Below are 22,047 nucleotides of genomic sequence, written 5' to 3' on the forward strand. Positions count from 1 at the left end.
ATTTTTCGCTTTTCCAGGAGATTGCCGTGACCTTCGCCATTCACCGCGGGGCTCGGGCCCTGTCAGTATTCCGTACGCAACGCCTATTGCAGCGTATTCGTGCCGACGGCCTCGCGATCCAGGGGCTCGCTGCGCGTTTTGTGCATATTGTCGATTGGGAGCGAGAGCCGGAGCAGGCGGAGCAGGAACGTCTCGCAGCTCTGCTCTTGTACGGTGAATTATGGGAGGGAGACTGCGGTGCCATGGAAATTGCCGTGGTGCCGCGCTTGGGTACCATCTCGCCCTGGTCAAGCAAGGCCACAGAAATTGCGCAGGTCTGTGGACTGAGTGCTATCCGTCGGATTGAGCGCGGCATTGCCTATTATATCGACCATGAGCAGGCGCTGTTGCCGGTGCAGCGGGCGCAGTTGCTTGCGGTCCTGCATGATCCCCTCACGGAATCGGTATTGGAGGACTGGAAGGCCGCGGAACAGGTCTTTACCACGCCGGAGCCCCGTCCTCTGCGCCGCATCCCTTTTCTGCAGGAGGGCATGTCGGCATTGTTGCTGGTCAACGAGGAGCTTGGACTCGCCCTCTCCCATGCAGAGCTCGAATATCTTGCGCAAGTGTTTAGCCGTTTGCAGCGCGATCCCAGCGATGCCGAATTGATGATGTTTGCCCAGGCAAACTCGGAACATTGCCGTCACAAGGTATTCAACGCCCAGTTCTTGGTGGATGGTGTAGAGCAGAAAAATACGCTGTTTGGCATGATTCGCTCCACCCATCAACAACATCCGCAGGGTACGCTTTCGGCGTATCACGACAATGCCGCCGTGATTCAGGCTGCAGCTCCGAGTCGGTACTTTGCCGCCAGTGGGCACGGCGAATACCGTTTTCACGAGGAAGACCTTGGCATCCTGATCAAGGTGGAGACCCATAACCACCCGACCGCGATCTCGCCATTTCCTGGGGCTGCGACGGGGAGTGGCGGGGAGATTCGCGACGAGGGGGCGACGGGCCGCGGTGGCAAGGCAAAGATGGGACTCACGGGCTTTTCCGTCTCGCATCTGCACATCCCCGGCTATGAACAGAACTGGGAGAGGGGTTCTTATGGCCGACCGGCACGGATTCGTTCGGCGCTGGAGATCATGCTCGAAGGGCCCATTGGTGCCGCGGCCTTCAACAATGAATTTGGACGTGCAAGTGTCGCCGGTTATTTTCGGGTTTTTGAGGCGAATCAGAATGGGCGGCATTGGGGTTATCACAAGCCCATCATGCTCGCCGGTGGGGTTGGACAAGTCCGCCCAGGACTCGTGCAGAAACTGCCTCTGACGGTTGGGGCGAAGATTCTTGTGCTTGGTGGCCCGGCCATGCTGATTGGCCTGGGTGGTGGTGCGGCGTCGAGTGTTGCCAGTGGCACGGGAGAGGAAAATCTCGATTTTGCTTCGGTTCAGCGGGGCAACCCGGAAATGCAGCGCCGTGCCCAGGAGGTCATCGAGCGCTGTATCGCGTTGGGGGAGGACTCACCGATCCTCGCGATCCACGACGTTGGTGCTGGTGGCCTCTCCAACGCCATTCCCGAACTGTTGCATGATGGTGGGCGTGGCGGCACGCTCCAGTTGCGTGCCATCCCCAATGAAGATCCTGCCATGTCACCGATGGAAATCTGGTGCAATGAGGCGCAGGAGCGCTATGTCCTGGCAGTGGCACCGGAGCGCTTGCAAGAGTTTCTCGCCCTCTGTCAGCGCGAGCGCTGTCCCGTCGCCGTCTTGGGGGCAGCGGAGGAGGGTGACTGCCTGCGCCTGGAAGATGCCTTGCTTGCGGATGTGGCCGTCGAACTGTCGTTGGATGCCTTGCTGGGCTGCCCGCCGCGCATGCAGCGCGACGCGCATAGCCAGACGCCAGCAACCGCAGCGCTCGACCTACCGCGTCAGGAACTGCGCGAACTGGCCTATGCGGTATTGCGTCACCCGTCGGTAGCCAGCAAGGAATTTCTCATTACCATCGGCGACCGCAGTGTGGGCGGGCTCATCGCCCGCGATCAAATGGTGGGTCCTTGGCAGGTGCCGGTTGCCGATTGCGCGGTTGCGGCTGCGGATTTCTGGCAGTTCCATGGGGAGGCAATGGCCCTTGGCGAGCGCGGTCCGGTAGCGGTGCTCGATGCGCCGGCCAGTGGTCGTCTGGCCCTGGCCGAGGCGCTGACCAATCTCTTCGCGGCGGATGTGCAGGCCTTGGGACAGATCAAGCTTTCGGCGAACTGGATGGCGGCCGTCAATGTCCCCGGTGAGGATGCGCGACTTTTCCACACCGTACGTAGTATCGCGGAGGAGATCTGTCCTGCTCTCGAACTCAGTATTCCGGTTGGCAAGGATTCCCTCTCCATGCAGACGGTATGGCAGGAGGGAGAACAGCAAAAATCCGTGACCAGCCCTCTGAGTTTGGTGATCACGGCAGTGGCCCCGGTGATGGACGTCGCCGCGACCTGGACTCCGCAGCTGCAGGACGTCGCTGCGAGCGAAGTCTGGCTCCTCGACCTTGGCCGTGGGCGCCTCGGCGCATCGGTGTTGGCGCAGGTGCTCGGTCAAATGGGCGCGGAGCCAGCGGATCTCGACGACCCTGCCTCGCTGCTCAGTACCTTCGAATTCTTGCGCTGTTTGCGGCGGGAGGGGATTGTCCTCGCCTACCATGATCGTTCGGATGGCGGCCTCTGGGCCAGTGTTTGCGAAATGTCTTTTGCGGGTCGTCGTGGGGTGGAGATTCATATTCCAGATCAGCAAGATAGCAGCGCATTTCTGTTTGCAGAAGAGCCTGGCGTAGTCCTTCAGGTACACAATGAGCATAGCGCTTTGCTGCAGCAACTGGCAAAGGAATGCGATCTTTCTGCACGACTGTATCAGCTTGGGCCGGTGTTGGCGGATTGGCGCGTTCGGGTCCTGCAGTCAGGGACTTGTCTGCTGGAGGAGCCGAGTGCAGATCTGCTGCGCGCCTGGGCGGAAACCAGCTATCGCATGCAATCCCTGCGGGATGAGCCAGATTGTGCTGCCGAGAGTTATGCGCACATCGCTGCTAGCTCTCCCAGCCTCTTCAGCAATTGGCAAGAGAGCAAGCGTGCGGCATTCCCCTCCCCGGAGCTGGTCTCAGCGCGCCCGCAAGTCGCCATCCTGCGTGAGGAAGGCGTGAATGGTCAGGTGGAGATGGCTGCCGCCTTCGCACGTAGCGGTTTCACGGCGGTTGATCTGCATATGAGCGATCTCCTCGCTGGTCGTGACGATATCCGCAATTACCCGGTCTTTGCCGCCTGCGGCGGATTTTCCTATGGCGATGTGCTGGGTGCCGGCGCGGGCTGGGCAAAGTCCATACTCTATCACCCGGAGCTACGCAATCAGTTTGCTGCATACTTTGCCGACTCCACCCGCTTGAGCCTGGGGGTGTGCAACGGCTGCCAAATGTTGGCAGAGCTGCGGGAACTCATCCCTGGCACCGAACACTGGCCCTCCTTTCGCCGCAACCGCTCGGAGCAGTTTGAGGCACGCTTGGCCATGGTCGAGGTGTTCGAGTCGCCCTCCCTCCTCTTTGCGGGGCTATCTGGGTTGCAAGCACCGATTGTGGTCGCCCATGGCGAGGGTCGGGCAGAGTTTTCGCCAGCAACGGATCCGCACCAAGCGCCCGTCATCCTGCGTTATATCGATGCCCAGGGGGAAGCGGCGATGCGCTACCCCGCGAATCCGAATGGCTCTCCCGCTGGCATTACCGGTCTCGCTTCCCAGGACGGTAGGGTAAGCATCCTCATGCCCCACCCGGAGCGGGTAGTGCGCAGTGTGCAAATGAGCTGGCATCCCACCGCTTGGGAGCGTGATACCCCGTGGCTGGAGATATTCCGCAACGCTTACCGCAGCGTTATCTGATTAGAAAAGATTTTTGATGGTGTCGATCAGCTTGCTGCTCTCGCTACTACTGGTGCTTGCCGTAACGGAGGTCGCATTGGCAACCGGCGGATAACCAGTCAGGTAATCATAAACGCCAATTGGGCCAGCAAAACTTTGCGCGGAGCCGGTCACACTGCTTGGCCGTGGAAAGGGTAGGTCGGGCGTCTTGGTGAGCGCCGTTTTCATGTAATGAATCCAGATCGGCAAGGCTTCCCGCGCCCCGGCTGCCCAGCGTCCCATGGTGTGGTTGTCGTCATAGCCTACCCAGACGCTGGTCGTGATCTGCGGACTGAAGCCATTGAACCAGGCGTTATTTTCATTGTTGGTGGTACCGGTTTTGCCAGCAATGTCATGACGGCCCAGGCTCTGTGCCGCTACGCCGGTGCCAATTTTGATGACTTGCTGCATCATTTGCGTCATCAAATAGGCCACTCCCGGTGGAATGCTGGTTGCCGTGGGTGGGGGCGCATAGCCAAGAGGGCAGCCCAGCAAGGAGACCTGCGTGCCATTACTCTTGACGATCTTGCGGATCAGGTAGGGCTTGACCAGGAAGCCGCCGTTGGAGAAAACGGCGTAGCCGCGAGCCATCTGAATGGGTGTGAAGTCTCCCGAGCCCAGGACCATCGAAGGTACAGAGGGAATCTGCTGGGCAGGAAAGCCGAAGCGCTGCACATACTGCACGGCATAAGGAATGCCGATGTCCATCAGAATCCGCACGCTGGGCACGTTATGGGAGTAGGCCAGATTTGACCAGACGGGAATCGGGGTATTGGAAAACTGATTGCTGTAGTTGGTGGGGCTGTAGACTTGCCCAGTGGGCAAGGTAATGGATAGGGGAGTATCGGGAATCAGGGTCTGTGGCGTCATATAGTTGCTCGCCCCCGAGGCAAGTAACGCCGGTGCGTCCATGGCTGCTGCATAGACAAAGGGTTTGAAGCCCGAACCCGGCTGCCGATAAGCAAACACGGCGCGATTGAAGTGGCTGAGCTCATAACTGAAACCGCCACTCATGGCGAGAATGGCGCCGGTTTGACTGTTCAAGCTGACAATTGCCCCTTGCACTTTGGGAATCTGCGTCAACTGCCACCCACCGTTTGGCCCCGCCGAGGACCAGACATTGGCACCCCATTCCTGCCCAGCACCAGCGGTAACGGCACGGACGTAGGGTCGGAGCCAAACCAGATCCCCGGAGTGCAGGACGGTGTCGACGCTACGCGGTGCCGCACCGCCAATGCGTGCACGCGCCCAGGCAACATCGCGTAACGTCAGGGTTACCGTCTGTTTTCCCTCGAGGGACAGCTCCGCACTCTTCGCCGAACTGGAAACTACCACCGCCCAGCGCAGGTTGGCGGGATTGTGGGGGGGCAGTTCACTCGGACGTTTCCCGGCCAGGGCGGACTGTAGGTCCGCACCCTGCAGCCGGGCAATCGGGCCGCGATATCGCTTCGGATCGAGGCTAGTGAGGCCCATGTCATAGTTTTCCAGCCCGATTTCCAAGGCTTGATTCGCCGCATTCTGGTCCTGGGGATCAATGCTGGTATACACCTTCAAACCGGAGCGATAGGTGAAGTCCGTACCAAACTGCTGGCTCAGCCAGTTTGCGATCCAGTCCGTCACATATGGGGCATTGTTGGAGGCCGACTCGTGGTAGCGCGAGAGAATGGGTTCCTGTTTGGCGCGATCCATCTCGGCACGCGTGATGTAGCCGCGCGCAAGCATGCGACGCAACACGTAGTCCCGGCGTTTGGTCGCAAGTTGGGGGTTCACCACAGGATTCAGATAGGAGGGGGCGGGCGGCAGCCCGGCAATCGTTGCCATTTCGCCCAGACTGAGCTGGTCTACCCGTTTGCCAAAATAGGTCTCGGCCGCGGCTTCCACCCCATATGCCCCCTGCCCGAGATAAATCTTGTTGAGGTATAGCTCCAAGATCTGCGCATGGCTGAAGTGTTGCGCGAGCTTGTAGGCGAGCAGGATCTCCGCAACCTTGCGGGTAATGGTTTTCTGCGGCGTGAGATAGAAATTTCGTGCTACCTGTTCAGGGATGGTGCTGGCCCCCTGAACCGGTGCCAGGTGCGTCAGGTCAACAAAAGCGGCGCGGACGATACCCGGTAGACTGACGGGGTAGTACAGAGGATTGCTGCTGTAGAAATGGGAATTTTCCGCAGAAATGAAGGCATCCTGTAACTTTTCCGGGATTTGCTGCAACGGCAGGGCATAGCGCATCTGCGGGCCGACCACCTGCAAGAGAGAACCATTGGCAGCGTAAATCCGCAGCGGTTCGTCGGGATGCCACTCCTTCAGCTCGTGCACGGGTGGAAGGGTGGACCAGATGCGATAGGTAAAGATCGCGGCGCCAATGAAGAGGTTGGCCAAGATCAGTACCACAATAAGAAAAATCCAACGCCCGATATGCCGCTGTTTCCGGGGGGGTTCCTTGCCCTTCCGCGCCGCTTGTCGTGTTGCCATGCACCATCCCTAAGCCTGATCATAGTTCAGGCCCTGACGATTGCGACAGGGCCCTTTGCCTTCTATGATACCACGATGATTTTCTCCAGTCGCTTCGCGCCCAGCCCCACCGGCTACCTTCATTCCGGAAATGCCCGCACTGCGCTCTTCGCTTTTTTCCTGGCACGGCAAAGTGGGGGTCGTTTCATCCTGCGCATGGAAGATACAGACCAGGAACGTTCCCCAGCGGAGCTGGCAGAAGCTGTCCTTGACGACCTGCATTGGCTCGGCCTCGACTGGGATGAAGGGCCGGATTGCGGCGGTCCCCATGGGCCCTATACGCAAATGCAGCGTCTGCCGCTCTATGAGGAGTTTTATGCTCGGCTCGTGGATGCGGGAGCTGCCTACCCCTGCTTTTGCAGCGCCGAAACACTGGCCGCCGAGCGAGCCTCTCAGCGTGCCCAGGGCAAGGCGCCACGCTACTCTGGACACTGTCGTGCGCTCTCCGCAGCGGACGCGCAAGCCCTCTTGGCGGCGGGAGAAGCGGCGAGTTTGCGTTTTGCGGTGCCGCGCTCCGGCACCCTTGCAGTGGCGGATTTGGTTTGGGGGGAGCGGCGCTATGCCCTGGCGGATCTGGGTGATTTCGTCATCCGCCGCAGTGATGGATCGCCATCCTTCTTCTTTGCCAATGCGGTAGATGATGCCTTGATGGGCATCAATCTGGTCATTCGCGGAGAGGACCATCTCAGCAATACGCCCCGCCAGATTCTGATTTTGCAGGCGTTGGATTTTGCCGTACCGCAATACGCGCATCTACCGCTGCTGCAGGGAGAAGATGGACAACCGTTATCGAAAAGAAATGGTGCCGCCAGTTTGCGCGAATTGCGCGCCCAAGGGTACCTGCCGGCGGCATTGCGGAATTATCTTGGACAGCTTGGGCATCACTACCCGGATGCGCACTGGCGCGATGATGCACAGCTGATTGCCGATTTTACTCTGCAGCAGGTTGGCCGTGCCCCAGCACATTTCGACAGCGGGCAGCTCCGCTACTGGCAGGAGCAGGCTTTGCAGCATCTCGATCTGGCGACCTTAACGAGCTGGTTGGCGCCACATCTGGCTGCGTTGGTGCCGGCGGACAAACTGTCCGATTTTGTGACGGCGTTGCGTGGCAATATTCAGTTTCCTGCCGATGCCGTGGCCTGGGCGCACTGTTGTTTCCAGCCATTGGTCCTTGCTGCGGAGCAGCAGCAGGAATTGCGGGCCATGGATGCCCTGTTCTGGGAGCAGGCGCGGCAGTGTTATCGCGAGGTGCCCGAGGACTTTCGTGCCTGGACCCGTGCCTTGGCGGCCCAGAGTGGTCGTAAAGGGCGAGGGCTCTATCACCCTTTGCGGGTGGCACTGACCGGTCGTGCCGAGGGCCCCGAACTAGCGCAGCTGATCCCTTTCATCGCGCCGGAGGAAGTCCTCCGTCGCCTAGCTCCCCTCTCTCCTTGAGAGCGATTGAGAAGCTCTGATGGCATCGAACCTGCCCCCCCTCGTTATCCATGACAGTCTGCAACGGCAGAAGGTCGCTTTCGTTCCCTTGCAGCCCGGTAAGGTGAGTCTCTATGTCTGTGGCATGACGGTATACGATTACTGTCATCTGGGCCATGCTCGGGCGATGGTGACCTTTGATACCTGGGCGCGTATTTTGCGCCATTGGGGTCTACAGACGCACTATGTCCGTAACATTACCGACATCGATGACAAGATCATCCGTCGTGCCGCGGAGCGGGGGGAGGACATTGGCGCCCTTACCGAGCGTTTCATCGTTGCCATGCACGAAGATGAGCAGGCCCTCGGCTGTCTGCCGCCCAATGAGGAGCCACGCGCCACGCAGCATATCGCGGGAATGCAGCGCCTCATTTCTTCTCTGATTGAACACGGACACGCTTATGTCGCCGATAATGGCGACGTGTACTACGCTGTGCGCAGTTTTCCTGCTTACGGCTGCTTGTCAGGACGCAGTCTCGATGAGCTGCAGGTCGGGGCGCGTATCGAGCCCGGTGAGCGGAAGCGGGATCCCCTGGATTTTGCGCTATGGAAAGCCGCCAAGTTGGGGGAGCCCGCCTGGTCTTCGCCGTGGGGAGAAGGACGCCCTGGTTGGCACATCGAGTGCTCGGCCATGTCGACGGAGGCGCTGGGCTGTGCGTTCGACATTCACGGTGGCGGCCTAGACCTGCAGTTTCCCCATCACGAAAATGAAATTGCGCAATCCCAAGGGGCTGGCTGCGCCTTTGCCCGCTATTGGCTGCACAATGGGCATGTCCGCGTGCGCGACGAAAAAATGTCGAAATCCTTGGGGAATTTTGTAACCGTGCGCGATCTCATCCCGCTCTACGGTGGCGAGGCCTTGCGGCTTTTCATCCTCAGCAGCCATTATCGCAGTCCTTTGCAATACAGTGAAGAAGCCTTGGCAGCAGCACAAAGCTCGCTGGCGCGCCTCTACACCGCTCTGCGTGGGCTGGAGCGGCAGGCGTCGGTGCCAGAACTCGGCACCGACTGGAAAGAGCGATTTCTGGCAGCGCTGGCTGATGACGCCAACTCCCCTGAGGCGATTGCTGTGCTATTTGATCTGGCGCGGGAAATCAATCGCTTGCGCGAGCAGGGTAGTGAACTGGCTGCTCCTCTGGGGGGCTTGTTACGGGAGCTGGGTGCCGTGCTGGGTCTTCTGCAACAAGATCCCGAGCAGTTTTTCCAGGGTGAAACAGAAGATACCGGCTGGATTGATGAAAAGCTTGCTGCACGGCAGGCAGCTCGGGCGCGGCGTGATTTTGCTGCCGCAGATCTGCTTCGCGCCGAACTGGAGGCCGCTGGCATCCTCATCGAGGATGGCCCGGCAGGCAGCACGTGGCGCCGGCGCTAAGAGCATGAAACTGCTGCTGGTCTGTCTCGGTAACATTTGTCGTTCGCCAATGGCGGAGGGCGTGTTTCGGCATTTGGTGCGCGAGCGTGGCCTGAATTGGCAGATCGATTCTGCGGGCACGGCCGACTATCATGTTGGCGAGGCGCCTGATCCCCGCGCCTGTCAAGCAAGCTCAGACGCCGGAATCGACATCAGCGCACTTCGTGCTCGCCAGGTGGAGGCAAAGGATTTCCTGCGCTTCGACTGGATCTTGGCCTTAGATGGGGGCAATTTGCGTGCTCTACATGCGCAGACAAATTCAGACGCCTCAGCGCAGATTGGCTTGCTCCTAGACCCCTTCCTTGAAGGAAAGCAGAACTCCGAGGTCGCTGATCCCTATTGGGGAGATCTTGCGGATTTCCAGCGCTGTCTGATCCAGATTCAGCATGCAGCAGAAGACGTTATCGCTCGCATTTCCTAGTTGTCTGGACCTGCACCTACACCGAAACCTATACCCGCACAGGGCGATCCTGACGCCTAGCTGTCCCCCAGGAGATCGCCTTGTCCCTTTTGCTCGCTTCCTTCCGCATCCGCATCCGCATCCGCATCCGCAAACTGGGCATCTGCACCGACCGACACTAGAACTGCTGTTTCCAGTGAGGCAACTGCGAGGGCGGTATCTGCCCGGCTATCTGCTGCTGTGACCGGTGCTTCCTCCGCGCCAGCCTCCTCTGCAGGTCGCGCGCCTTCATCATCGCCCGCCGCTGCCGCTGGCTCTACGATGTTGGCCGCAGACTCTTCTGGCGCCGGAAGTTCTGGCTCCTCTGCTGGGGATGCCGGCGTACTTTTTGTCAGCGCACTGGCAGGGACAAGCATTTGATGCCAGTCATCTGCCCTGGGCACGCTGCCTGGATACTGCAGTTCTTCGTCAACCATACCGCCATCGGCAGGAGGAGGAGTGGCGGATACGAATTCTTCCTCTTGCTCAGTCTCTTCGTCACTGGTGTTGCTATCGCCCTCTTCTCCATTGTTGTGCTGGCGACGAGCCCGGGCGCGCCGACCGCCACGCCGGCGGCGGCGGCTGGCCGAACGAGGGTTGTCAGCATCGGGCTCGTTGCCGTCCGATGATTTTTCCGCAGCCTCCTGACTTTCCCCTAGGCTGGTCAGAGCGGCAAAGGCCTCGGCATCCATGGGTACATAGCGAGACACGAGGGCGCGGACCAGGCGTGCAAGGATGCCTTCTTCACGCGGCTCCGGAGCGGCTTTGCCCTTGGCTACAAGACTCCGTGGGGGAGGCAGCTGCTCAGGTGGTGGGGGCGCCGTAAGCGGCGTGATAGCGGCGGCGCTGACTGAACTGCCTTTGCTGGGTCGCTGCGGGATGGCGCTAACGCGATTTTCCGTTGGGCGCTCTGCGCTGGCTTCCCCTTTGATCCGCTGGATTTCGTAATGGGGCGTGACCAGTCCGGGATTGGGAATGATGTTGATGCGCACCCCACTACGCGCTTCCAGTTCCAGTATCGCCTGACGCTTTTCATTGAGGAGATAGACCGCCACATCAATCGGGACCTGACACTCTACCTCGCTGCAATGGCGTTTCAATGCCTCTTCATGCAACAAGCGCAGAACATGCAAGGCGGTCCCTTCACAGCCGCGGATCTGGCCTGTTCCGTTGCAGCGCGGACAGGGTTCGTAAGTCGCCTCATCCAGGCTGGCGCCGAGGCGCTGACGGGACATTTCGAGTAAGCCGAAGCGTGAAATGCGTCCGACCTGGACGCGGGCACGGTCGATTTTCAGGGATTCGCGGATGCGAGTTTCCACCTCACGTTGGTGCTTCGGTGACTCCATGTCAATGAAGTCGACCACAATCAGTCCGCCGATGTCGCGCAGACGAATCTGGCGGGCAATTTCTTCTGCTGCTTCCAGATTGGTCTGAAAAGCGGTTTCGGCAATATCCTGGCCCTTGGTGGACTTCCCGGAGTTGATGTCGATCGCTACCAGCGCTTCGGTGTGATCGATGACGATGGCACCCCCGGATTCCAAGCGCACTTCGCGGCTGAAGGCCGACTCGATCTGCTGCTCGATCTGATAGCGACTGAAAAGAGGGATATCATTCTCGTAGATTTTGAGACGCGAGAGCATGCGCGGCATCATGCTGCTCATGAACTGCTGGGCGGCCTCGAAAGCTGAGGGCTCATCGATGAGCACTTCGCCGATGTCGTCGGAAAAATGATCGCGCAGGGCGCGCACGACGACATTACCTTCTTGATAGATGAGGAAGGGGGCGGGATGTTCTGCCGCCGCCTGCACGATCGCCTGCCAGATCTGCTTAAGGTATTCGAGATCCCGCTGTAAGGCCTCGAAGTCTTGGCCAATTCCTGCGGTGCGGGCGATCACCCCCATGTCGTCGGGGATCTCCAGCATCTGTAAATGCTGGCGAATTTGTGCCCGATCGTCGCCCTCGATGCGTCGGGATACCCCTCCCGCACGGGGATTGTTGGGCATCAGTACCAGATAGCGGCCCGCCAGGCTGACAAAGGTCGTCAGCGCTGCGCCCTTGCTGGAACGCTCTTCTTTGTCGACCTGGACAATGACTTCCTGGCCTTCTCGCAGCAGTTCCTGGATCCGTTTGCGTCCTGGTTCCTGTTTTTGGAAATACTCGCGCGATATCTCCTTGAGCGGCAGAAAGCCATGCCGTTCTGCGCCGTAATCTACAAAGGCGGCTTCAAGGCTCGGCTCGATGCGGGTGATCTTGCCTTTGTAGACATTGCTTTTCTTCTGCTCGCGAAAGGCATGTTCCAGATGCAGATCGAGGAGCTTTTGACCATCGACGAGGGCCACCCGCAGTTCTTCGGCGTGGGTGGCATTGATCAACATTCTTTTCATTACTATCTTCTCCGGCGCTCAAACCCATGCTGGGGAGCGCGACGTATTCCGTGAACTGGGCAGCATACTCCGGTCACCGCCGGTGCTTTTACCGAACTGTACTCGACCGGTGCACTCTCACTGCAGCGCGGTCTGCATCGCAATATATGACAGAAGAGAATAGAATCGCAAACGCTTGCGTGGGGAAGGTGGATGGTAGAGAGCGGAGTTCGTTACCTGGATATTGGGGAAGCGGAAGCGGGACAGCGCCTGGACAACTTTTTGTTGCGGGTGATGAAGGGTGTGCCGCGCTCCCACATCTATAAAATTTTGCGCAGCGGTGAGGTACGGGTCAACAAGGGGCGAGTCAAGGCGCAATATCATTTGACGACGGGTGATCAGGTCCGCTTGCCACCGCTGCGCCAAGCGGAGCCGAGTCCAAGCCCGACCGTGACAGCAAAACTTGCCGACGATCTGCGCGCCCGCATCCTGTACGAAGACGAGCGGGTGCTGGTGTTGGACAAGCCGAGCGGCCTGGCAGTGCATGGTGGTTCCGGCATCGCCTGGGGTGTAATTGAGGCCTTGCGTGCGCTGCGACCAGACATCCGAGAACTCGAGCTGGTGCATCGCCTCGATCGCGAGACCTCCGGTTGCCTTCTCCTCAGTAAGCGCCGCTCGGCCTTGCGCCAACTGCATGCGGAAATACGCGAGGGTGGTATGCAGAAGCGCTATCTCGTCCTCGCCGCAGGTGCCTGGAGAGGAGGAGAGCAACGCGTTGATTTACCTCTGCGCAAGAATACCCTGCGCTCGGGCGAGCGCATCGTCTGCGTCGACAAAGGTATGGGCAAAGCAGCCGCGACGCGTTTTTCTCCATTGCAACGCTTTGCCAACTGTACCTTGCTGGAAGCGGAGCTAGAAAGCGGGCGAACGCATCAGATCCGCGTTCACTTGCAAGCCATCGGTCATCCCGTGTTGGGAGATGAAAAATACGGTGATCCGGACGCCAATGCCGCGTTGCGCGAAACTGGCTTGCGTCGTCTCTTTCTCCATGCCAGCTTGCTTTGCTTTACGCACCCTGGCGACCAGCGCGTTCTTCGTGTCGAGGCACCGCTTTCCGCTAATCTGCAAGTGCTGTTGGAGGATCTTGCGCGGCGTGATGGCCGACAAGGCGGCCAAACCCTGGCTGCGAGTTGACCCAGGTGACCATGGACACAATAATGGAAATATGTGTCCGGATATAACGAGATGAATGTTGTTCGAGCGCCTCGGGTTCGGCGCGGCTGGCCGAGTCTCGTTTTGCTGCTTTTTTCCCTCAGCCTCTTGCTCGTCTTGTTGGCACCCTTTTCTGAGATGTTCCTTGGCCTCGATTGGGCGCATCTGCAGTTTGCGCCCCATGATCTACGGGCCATTCGTGTTTCCCTGAGCTATAGTGGGGTCGCCTTGTTCCTCTGCGTGCTTCTCGGCACGCCGTTGGCTTGGTGGATGGCGCGTGGTGCAGCACGTTGGACCCGTGTGGCCGAAGCGCTGGTCCTGGTTCCTCTGCTCACGCCGCCCCTGGCCCTCGGTATCCTCCTAGCCTCTTTTTTCGGTCCCTATGCTACCGTTGGATCGTTGCTCTCGCAGTGGGGCCTGGATTTGGTGAATACCGCACCAGCCTTTGTCATGGCCCAGGTCTACGCTGCCATGCCTTATTACGTGCTCTCGGCACGCGCTGCCTTTGCCGGGACCCCTCAGGAACTCGAGGAGATCAGTCGTAGCCTGGGTAAGTCGCCATGGCAGACCTTCTGGCTTGTCACTTTGCCGCTCGCCCGCTTGGGCTTGGCGGCGGGAACCGCGCTGGCCTGGGTTCGTGCCATGGGGGAATTTGGTGTCGTGCTCATCGTTGCCTACTATCCCATGGGTATTCCCGTAAAAATATATCAAAATCTGCAGGATATCGGCCTGAGTGCCGTCTATCCCCTACTGTGGGTGTTCTTCCTGGTGGCCATTCCACTCCCGTTATGGATCGGCCTGCGCGCGGGCCGGAGGGTGGGCCTCTAGTGCTGCAGTTATGCTGCCAGATGCGCCATCCCGTCCCCCTCGACCTGACCCTCGATGTTGAAGGAGTGACCGTCCTTTTGGGGCGCTCTGGGGCGGGAAAGAGCAGTTTTTTGCGAGGGCTGCTCGGTCTACTTCCAGCTCAGGTATCGCCTTGGGGAGATCTCCCGACGGAGCGCCGACCTCTCGGCTATCTTCCCCAGGGCTATGCCCTGTTTCCGCATCTACGGGTGTGGCAGAACGTGGCCTTTCCTCTGCGGGGGGCGCGACGAGAGCGGCGCCGAGCGGCCGATGAACTTCTCGATCGGGTGGGCTTGGCGCATCTCGCAGAACAGATGCCGGAAACCCTCTCCGGTGGGCAACGCCAGCGCGTCGCCCTCGCTCGTGCCATGGCACGAAAGCCACGCCTGCTGCTGCTGGACGAGCCCACTTCGGCGCTGGATCCGCAGACCCGGGATGAAGTTATGGATGCGTTGCTGGAAGAAGCAAAAACGTTTGCTGTGCCACTTCTGGTGGTCAGTCACGACGTGGGCCTCTGCGCGCGCGCCCAACGCATGGCCATCTTGCAAGACAGAGAGATTCAAGCACAAGGGAATCCCGCACAGTTATTTTCCCGCCCGCCAACGCGTTTTGTTGCGCAGTTGCTCGGCATGGAAAATTTTTTCTTTGGGCGGATCGAGGCAGCATTGGATGGTGAGGCGTACCTCGTTCAGGTGGACTCCCTTCACTTGCAGGCTGTAGGACCGCCCGGATTGCCGGCAGGAACGGAAGTCACCTTGGGGATACGGGCGGAAGACGTACTGTTGGCCCGGAAGGTGTGTCTGGAGAAGGGTAATGTCTTTTCTGCAACACTGCGCACTTGGCAGCAGGAGACCTTATGGACCCGCTTTGTCACGGGCGGTCCGCTCGTGTTATGGGGCCGCTTTTGGACACGAGATGGTGATAGCGCGACGCTGGGGGAAAATGTTTCGATCCAGCTGCTTCCTGAACGCTTATTTCTTTGGCCAAATAAATAATAATATAAGAAACTATTGTAATTTTTTGTTTTTTGGCGGCAACTCGGCAATTCATCGACTATACTTGTTACATGAGTCATTTGGTTCCGATGAAAACGGAGGAGTGTAACAAATGAAACCGCATATCGTCGTTTTGGGAGGTAATTTTGCTGGCTTGGGTTCTGCGCAGAAGATTCGGCAGACCTGTGGTGACACGGTACGAATCACGGTCGTGGATCGGAAAGATTATCTCTTGTTCGTGCCGAATATTCCCGCCGAGGTCTATGAAGACCGTGACCCGAGCAAAACGCTCTCCATGGATCTGCGTAGTACCTTAGCCGAAGATGATATTGAATTTATTCAGGGCGAGGTGAAGGCCTTGGATGTCGATGCCAAGCGCGTCGATTTCGTGCCCAACGAGCGGCCTGGGGCAGCTGCAGAATCATTGCACTATGACTATGTCGTAGTTGCTGTTGGTAACCGACTGGCCTTCGACAAAATCGAAGGATTTGCGGAGCACGGCCACACCTGTACCGATTTTTACTATGGCAACAAGCTGCGTCGCTATTTGCACGAGGAGTATAAGGGCGGGCCGGTGGCGATTGGCTCAGCACGCTTCCATCAGGGGGATGGCACCAAGGACATCAAACTGTATGGTGGGCATGCCTTCCCCAGTGCCGAAGCGGCTTGCGAGGGCCCGCCAGTGGAGACGATGCTCGCGACGGCTACTTGGCTGAAAGAGCACGGTCTGGGCGGACCCGAGAAGGTCACCGTCTTTACCCCGGCGTCTCTGATTGCTGAGGATGCCGGAGAACAGGTTGTCGGCAATCTGCTCGAAATCGCCTCTGGTATGGGTTTCAACTATGTCAATAACGGCAAGGACATCACTCGGATTACCAAAGAGGGGGTGGAATTGGCTGGCGGTCAGAGTATCGAGGCAGAGCTCAAGATTATTTTCCCCGATTGGGTGCCGCATGATTTCCTCAAAGGTCTACCAATTTCCGACAGTGAGGGCTTTGTCGTTACCGATGTCACTATGCGCAACCCGAAATACCCGAATGTCTTTGCAGCCGGGGATGCAGCGGCCATCACCGTGCCCAAACTCGGTGGTATTGGGCACGCCGAAGCGGAAATAGTGGCTAAGCAGATTGCCAAAGATCTTGGCCGGATGAGTGCTGCGGAAGCAGATAAGCCCTTGGAGCCCGTGGTCTATTGTATTGGTGATATGGGCGCGAATCAGGCCTTCTACATCCGCTCAAACAGTTGGTTCGGTGGTCCGGATCAAGTGTTGAAGATGGGTCATGTACCATTCTTGCTCAAGATGCAATACAAGAACCTCTTCTTCAAAACCCGTGGCAAGATGCCAGAGTGGGGCCTGGATGCCTCCAAGTTGCTGGCAGAGAGGGTTTTTGCCGCCTAGATTGGCAAGATCAGGGGGGTACCACCCCCTGTTTCCCCCTTGTTATGAGAGAAGAAAAAGGAGAGCAGAAAAATGACCACAGAACAAGGTTCCGTTCCCAATCTGAGTGCTGAGCAGTGGGCTGGTCTGGCGCGTTTGGGTGATATGGTTAATGGTACGCAGGCGTTTCTTGGTAGTCCTGCAAGCAGCGCTGTAATGGATCTGGCACTACGTTTTGGTGAATGGAATGAGCGATACCAACTAGATGAGTCGCTGGAGGAGTTGCTGGCGACGGTCAGCACGTTGAGGAATGCAGGTATCTTGCGGTGGGTGCGGGAGAATGCTGAGTTTCTGCGCGATAATATTGAACTGTTGCAGGCTTTCGTCCCGCAGCTGCTCAAGATGGTGCAGGAGATCCCTTGGGCGGCGTTGCCGCAAGCATTGCAAATCTTGGGAGAATTATTACCGCGGGTGCAGGCGCTGGCAGAGTTCGTGCAAATGGGTGCTGGCAATGACTTGGTTGCACAGCTGAAAAAACTCGGCGACTTATGGGAAGAAACCCGCGCTGATGAAACCGTCATCGCTGCTTTGCGTTTATTACGACAGCTGCAGGAAGATGGGAATCTGCAACGGGTGGCCGAGCTGAGTCGGCAAATCGGGTTGATGGCAGAAACGATCCCCGTGGAGTCCCTCGTCGGCCAGCTACTGCAGGAAGAAGAGTGGGGCCCGCTGATGAGTTCCCTGGCAGCCTTGCTCCACTCGGGAAAGGCCATGACTCAGGCCTTGGCGGATGCCGCAGAGCACGAAGCGCATGGGAAATCGGGCGGCATTTCTGGCCTTTATCATATGCTCAAGGATCCCGACGTACAGCGTGGCATGCGCGTAGTGGCGGTCCTTCCCGTCTATTTGCAGAAGGCGGGTGTGTTGCCCAAGGATGCGGCAGCCTGAGCGACGGTGAGTTGAGATTGAGATGCGGCAGGGGAAAATTGCCCAACGTGGGGGCGGATGGTAGGATTGCGCAATTTTGTAACCTACTCAATGAGGATGTTTATGGCTCTCGAGCGCACCCTGTCTATCATCAAGCCTGACGCAGTTCAGAAAAATGTCATCGGGGCTATACTCAGCCGCTTTGAGAATGCGGGTTTGCGTGTCGTCGCGGCTCGCATGTTGCACCTCAGCGCCGAGGATGCTGGGGGCTTTTACGCGGTGCACAAGTCTCGCCCATTCTATGGTGAACTGTGCGCCTTCATGAGCAGTGGCCCGGTTTTGGTATCGGTTCTGGAAGGGGAAAATGCCATTGCGAAAAACCGCGACCTGATGGGGGCTACCAATCCCAAGGATGCGGCGCCAGGGACCATTCGCGCGGACTTTGCCGAGAGCATTGATGCCAATGCTGTGCATGGCTCCGATAGCGCCGAAACAGCGGCTTGGGAAATCTCCTATTTCTTCTCGCAGCGGGAGCTCTGCCCACGCTCATGACCGTTGCGGTGCAGGGCGCTGGCCGTCCCAAGCTTCTTGGCCTTGACCGGTCGGGTTTGGAGTCCCTTCTGGTCGAGTGGGGCGAGCCGCGCTTCCGTGCAGCACAAATTTTGCAGTGGTTGCATGCGCGACAAATCCATGAGTTCGCGCAGATGAGTAATATCAGCAAGGCGTTGCGCGCCCGTTTGGAACAGGACTGCGACCTCGCTGAGCCCGAGATCGTGCGGGAGCAGCAGGCCGCCGATGGCACGCGGAAGTGGCTTCTCGCGCTGCCCGACGGGAATGCCATCGAGACGGTCTTTATTCCCGAAGAGGATCGAGGAACGCTTTGTATCTCCTCGCAGGTGGGTTGCTCCCTGGCCTGTAGTTTTTGCGCCACGGGGGCACAAGGGCTCAGTCGCAATCTCGAAACGCACGAAATCATCGCCCAGATTCGCGTGGCTCGGCGCGCTCTCGGCCTGGAGGCCATCAGTAACGTGGTGTTCATGGGAATGGGCGAGCCTCTGCTCAATCTGAAGCAGGTCTTGCCCGCCATTCGGCTGCTCTTGGATGACTTTGCCTACGGTTTGAGTGCGCGTCGCGTTACCGTGAGTACGGCGGGTGTCGTGCCGGGCTTGGCGCAGTTGGGCAGAGAGAGCCCGGTGAATCTCGCCATCAGTCTGCACGCCACCCGCGACGAGATTCGTGATGAACTGGTCCCCATCAATCGGCACTATCCCCTGGCAGAATTGCTGGCTGCCTGTCGGGCCTATCCACTGCCACCACGTCGGCGCATCACTTTTGAGTATGTAATGCTCGAGGGTATCAACGATCAAGATCAGCATGCACGGGAGTTGGTGCGTCTTTTGGCAGGAATGCCCGCACTGGTCAATCTGATCCCTTTCAACCCCTTCCCGCAGGCACGTTATCGGCGCAGCGGCAACGCCCGCATCGATGCCTTCCGCGATATCATCCTGCGCGCGGGTCTGATGACTGTCACGCGCAAGACGCGCGGCGATGATATTGCCGCAGCCTGTGGGCAACTCGCCGGGCAAGTGCGCGAGGGTCGCAGCAGCGTCCCGCTGCGGGTGATGGGCTGAATGATGCGGAGATATTACGCAATTCTGCGCGTTACGCTGGTGTTGAGTCTGGCCGTGACTTCAAGTGCCTGCGCCTTGTTCTCTGGGCACCAGAAGTTGACACCAGCAGAAGAAGCAGCGGCCGCGGCACGAAACGCGCCTCCCAATCCTGCTGCATCGTTGCACGCGGCGCCGCCGGACCAGGTGGCGATCTATACCTCGCTGGGAACGGCTTATCTGCAAGGTGGACATCCCCGCGCGGCAGTGCGGGAACTACAGCAGGCCATCAAATTGCCAGGTAATCACGGTGACGCGTACGATGTCTTGGGTTTGGCATACCAGGCACTCGGTCAGGCGACGCTCGCGGAGGATGCGTTTCGGCATGCTCTCGAAACCGAGCCCAACAATCCGGAATTTTTGAATAACTATGGCGCATTTCTGCTGGAGCAGGGCCGTTTTTCGGCGGCGGTGGAGCAGTTGCGCAAGGCGACCAGCGACCCTCTCTACAGCACGCCGCAATTCGCCTGGACGAATCTGGCGGCGGCATACCGTGGTCTCAAGCAACAGAATCAAGCCGTGATCGCGTTGCAAAAGGCGCTTTATTTTAAGCCTGGGTATCCTCCAGCCCTGTTGCTCTGGGCGGAGATGGAATACCAAGCCCATGATCTGATGGCCGCCTACGGGCATTTGCAAGGGGTGTTGGCGCAGGAACCAGACAACGCCCAGGCGTTACTTTTGGCGGGAAACATTTCCTGGCAACAGGGGCAAAAGGAGCAAGCCAAATCGCTTTGGGAACGTTGCGTAAATGCCAGTCCCTATTCGGCCGCAGGCAAGGATGCGCAGCGACGACTTTTGCAGCGTGAGAACTGATGTCGGTGGATGAAACCTTGGCAGATGTCTTGCAGCAATTGCGGGCGGCTCGCAGTGCCCGTGGCTGGAACATCAAGCAGGCAGCGCAGCAGCTGCATATTACCAGTACGCAAGTGGCGGCACTGGAAGAGGGCCGTTTTCAAGACTTGCCGGGGGCAGCCTTTGCGCGCGGTTACTTGCGTAATTACGCTCGTTTGCTTGACCTGAATGTAGAGGACGTTCTTGCGGCCTATGATCAGCAGCAGGGCACTTCCGGGCTGCGCCCGAGTGCAGAAGTGTTGCCGCGCAGTGAGCTGCCTTTGCTCGATTACAGTCGCAAGATGCTATTTTTTTCCATTCTGCTGGCCATAGCCCTGATCATTCTTGGCTGGTGGCTGTGGGGACGTCCATCGTCATCCTCCAGCGCGGTATCCGCAGCTGCCATCAGTAGCCCAGCGGCGCCTAGTCAAAGTGCTGCTCAAATTGCCTTGTCGACCCCGGTGCAGCCCGCTGCTGCTGTAACGAGTTCTGCCTATTCTGTGGCTTCCGTGGCCAGGGCAAGCTCCACGGTGGGTCCGGCGCAATCCGCTCTGGCGCCTGAAAATTCTGGGATGCGCGCGGGTCTTGTGCTGCATTTCTCGGGTGATTGCTGGGTGCAGGTTCGCGACGGTAGCGGAGCCATAGTGCTGTCGACGCTCGCCAAGGCGGGACAGTCCATCAACGTGACGCAAGGGACTCCGCCGTATCGCATCCTGGTGGGAAAAGCCAGCGCAGTGCAGATTACCTACGCGGGCAAACCCGTGCCGCTTCCGGCCAATGCACTGAATGTGGCGCGGGTAGAGGTGGGCTCAACGCCTGTTGCTGCGACCGCGAGCACAGCGGTTACGCGCACTTCAAGCAACGCCAGACTTGCCGCGCGCCCGCATCGAGAGGCACAATCATCGCATCTTTCTCGCCCTGCCACTGCCAATTCTTTGGCTCCGGCAGAGGCTACAGCAAGTGACGAAACCATTTCCAGCGAGGTAGCTCATGCAACATCAATCGCCCATTCAGCGCCGTAAAAGCCGCCAAATCCATGTTGGAAAGGTCGCCATCGGTGGGGATGCACCGATCTCTGTGCAAAGCATGACCAATACGGAGACCCGCGATGTTCCGGCAACTGTCGCACAAATCCGCCGTCTCGAGGCGGTGGGCGCAGATATTGTGCGGGTATCGGTGCCCAGCATGGACGCTGCCGAGGCGTTTAAGGCCATTCGCGCCCAGGTTGAGGTGCCACTGGTCGCGGATATCCACTTCGATCATCGCATCGCGCTGCAAGTGATGCAGGATGGTGTCGATGGGCTACGCATCAATCCCGGGAATATCGGCTCCATCGACAAGGCGCGCCTAGTTGTGGAAATGGCAAAAGATAAGGGCATACCCATTCGCATCGGCGTGAATGCGGGCAGTCTGGAAAAGGATCTGCAGGAAAAATATGGCGAGCCAACCCCTGAGGCACTGGTAGAATCTGCCCTGCGTCATGTTGCTATCCTAGATGAGCTGAATTTCCATGACGTAAAGATCAGCGTCAAGGCCTCCGATGTCTTCCTGGCGGTGGGCGCTTATCGTCTTTTGGCGCAGAAGGTCGATTACCCCTTGCATTTGGGCATCACTGAAGCCGGTGGATTGCGGTCTGGGACCGTCAAGTCGGCCATTGGGCTTGGCCTGCTTTTAAATGAAGGAATTGGCGACACCATTCGCGTCTCCCTCGCCGCTGATCCCGTAGAGGAAATTCGCGTCGGCTTTGATATTTTGAAGAGCCTGCACCTGCGACAAAAGGGCATCAATCTGATTGCCTGCCCCTCCTGTTCGCGACAGGAATTTGATGTCATCAAGACCATCAACGCGTTGGAAGGGCGATTGGAGGACATCCTCGAGCCCATGGATGTGTCGGTGATTGGCTGCGTGGTGAATGGGATCGGTGAAGCGAAAGAGGCCGATATCGGCCTTACCGGTGGCGACAAGCGAAGCATCCTGTATTATCGCGGCAAGCAGGTGGATCGGGTGGAAAATCAGGATATAGTCGATGTCCTGGAGAAGCGGATTCGTGCCGAGGTGGCGGAGCGTCGCGCGGCGCGTACAGAAGCCTGAGGCC

The 22,047-nt window shown here is 58.7% G+C and carries 16 protein-coding genes; 14 read left to right on the plus strand and 2 right to left on the minus strand.

All coding sequences use genetic code 11. The annotated features are described in order from the left end of the window. Nucleotides 1-26 precede the first annotated feature (26 nt). On the plus strand, nucleotides 27-3,884 hold the full coding sequence (gene purL / locus M5D89_RS07730) for a phosphoribosylformylglycinamidine synthase (protein WP_248885249.1): 3,858 nt from the start codon (nucleotides 27-29) through the stop codon (nucleotides 3,882-3,884). On the opposite strand, the gene M5D89_RS07735 is transcribed toward purL, so the two are convergent. After that, nucleotides 3,885-6,371, minus strand: coding sequence for a penicillin-binding protein 1A (locus tag M5D89_RS07735; protein WP_248885250.1), 2,487 nt, complete (start codon nucleotides 6,369-6,371; stop codon nucleotides 3,885-3,887). A 75-nt stretch (nucleotides 6,372-6,446) separates the two neighbouring features. On the opposite strand from M5D89_RS07735, the gene gltX reads away from it, so the two are divergent. The 3 genes from gltX to M5D89_RS07750 are packed head-to-tail and all read left to right on the plus strand — an operon-like array spanning nucleotide 6,447 to nucleotide 9,715. Further along, a complete protein-coding gene (gene gltX / locus M5D89_RS07740) occupies nucleotides 6,447-7,844 on the plus strand; it encodes a glutamate--tRNA ligase (RefSeq protein WP_248885251.1) in 1,398 nt (465 codons plus the stop codon). A gap of 19 nt (nucleotides 7,845-7,863) precedes the next feature. Then, nucleotides 7,864-9,255, plus strand: coding sequence for a cysteine--tRNA ligase (gene cysS, locus M5D89_RS07745; RefSeq protein WP_248885252.1), 1,392 nt, complete (start codon nucleotides 7,864-7,866; stop codon nucleotides 9,253-9,255). A gap of 4 nt (nucleotides 9,256-9,259) precedes the next feature. Next, nucleotides 9,260-9,715, plus strand: coding sequence for a low molecular weight protein-tyrosine-phosphatase (locus M5D89_RS07750; RefSeq protein ID WP_248885253.1), 456 nt, complete (start codon nucleotides 9,260-9,262; stop codon nucleotides 9,713-9,715). A gap of 56 nt (nucleotides 9,716-9,771) precedes the next feature. Here M5D89_RS07750 and M5D89_RS07755 read toward each other — a convergent pair whose 3' ends face one another. Next, nucleotides 9,772-12,117 (minus strand): Rne/Rng family ribonuclease, encoded by a 2,346-nt coding sequence (locus M5D89_RS07755; protein WP_248885254.1) that lies wholly within the window; start codon nucleotides 12,115-12,117, stop codon nucleotides 9,772-9,774. A gap of 192 nt (nucleotides 12,118-12,309) precedes the next feature. Between M5D89_RS07755 and rluC the strand changes: the two genes are divergently transcribed. From rluC to ispG, 10 genes are all read left to right on the plus strand, one after another. Further along, a complete protein-coding gene (rluC, locus tag M5D89_RS07760) occupies nucleotides 12,310-13,290 on the plus strand; it encodes a 23S rRNA pseudouridine(955/2504/2580) synthase RluC (RefSeq protein ID WP_248885255.1) in 981 nt (326 codons plus the stop codon). A gap of 51 nt (nucleotides 13,291-13,341) precedes the next feature. Then, a complete protein-coding gene (locus M5D89_RS07765; RefSeq protein ID WP_248885256.1) occupies nucleotides 13,342-14,136 on the plus strand; it encodes a molybdate ABC transporter permease subunit in 795 nt (264 codons plus the stop codon). Then, nucleotides 14,136-15,149, plus strand: a complete 1,014-nt coding sequence (locus M5D89_RS07770) for an ABC transporter ATP-binding protein (protein ID WP_248885257.1) — start codon at nucleotides 14,136-14,138, stop codon at nucleotides 15,147-15,149. Before M5D89_RS07765 ends, M5D89_RS07770 begins: the two co-directional genes overlap by 1 nt. A 112-nt stretch (nucleotides 15,150-15,261) precedes the next feature. Next, entirely contained in the window at nucleotides 15,262-16,548 is a 1,287-nt protein-coding gene (locus tag M5D89_RS07775; RefSeq protein ID WP_248885258.1) for an NAD(P)/FAD-dependent oxidoreductase, read from the plus strand. Nucleotides 16,549-16,620: 72 nt separating this feature from the next. After that, entirely contained in the window at nucleotides 16,621-17,475 is an 855-nt protein-coding gene (locus M5D89_RS07780; RefSeq protein ID WP_248885259.1) for a DUF1641 domain-containing protein, read from the plus strand. 102 nt (nucleotides 17,476-17,577) lie between these two features. Further along, the gene (gene ndk / locus M5D89_RS07785) at nucleotides 17,578-18,006 is read left to right on the plus strand and encodes a nucleoside-diphosphate kinase (RefSeq protein ID WP_248885260.1); all 429 of its coding nucleotides are present in this window, start codon (nucleotides 17,578-17,580) and stop codon (nucleotides 18,004-18,006) included. Continuing rightward, nucleotides 18,003-19,085 carry a dual-specificity RNA methyltransferase RlmN gene (gene rlmN, locus M5D89_RS07790; protein WP_248885261.1) on the plus strand — a complete coding sequence of 361 codons (1,083 nt, stop codon included), beginning with the start codon at nucleotides 18,003-18,005 and terminating at the stop codon, nucleotides 19,083-19,085. Before ndk ends, rlmN begins: the two co-directional genes overlap by 4 nt. Continuing rightward, the gene (gene pilW / locus M5D89_RS07795) at nucleotides 19,086-19,934 is read left to right on the plus strand and encodes a type IV pilus biogenesis/stability protein PilW (protein WP_346347711.1); all 849 of its coding nucleotides are present in this window, start codon (nucleotides 19,086-19,088) and stop codon (nucleotides 19,932-19,934) included. Beyond that, complete coding sequence (locus M5D89_RS07800) at nucleotides 19,934-20,974, plus strand: helix-turn-helix domain-containing protein (protein ID WP_248885262.1); 1,041 nt, start codon at nucleotides 19,934-19,936, stop codon at nucleotides 20,972-20,974. The genes pilW and M5D89_RS07800 overlap by 1 nt, the downstream gene beginning before the upstream one ends. Continuing rightward, nucleotides 20,943-22,043, plus strand: a complete 1,101-nt coding sequence (ispG, locus tag M5D89_RS07805; RefSeq protein WP_248885263.1) for a flavodoxin-dependent (E)-4-hydroxy-3-methylbut-2-enyl-diphosphate synthase — start codon at nucleotides 20,943-20,945, stop codon at nucleotides 22,041-22,043. Before M5D89_RS07800 ends, ispG begins: the two co-directional genes overlap by 32 nt. Nucleotides 22,044-22,047 lie beyond the last annotated feature (4 nt).

Origin of the sequence: Acidithiobacillus acidisediminis, from assembly GCF_023277115.1 — a bacterium.
Classification (GTDB): Bacteria; Pseudomonadota; Gammaproteobacteria; order Acidithiobacillales; family Acidithiobacillaceae; genus Igneacidithiobacillus; species Igneacidithiobacillus acidisediminis.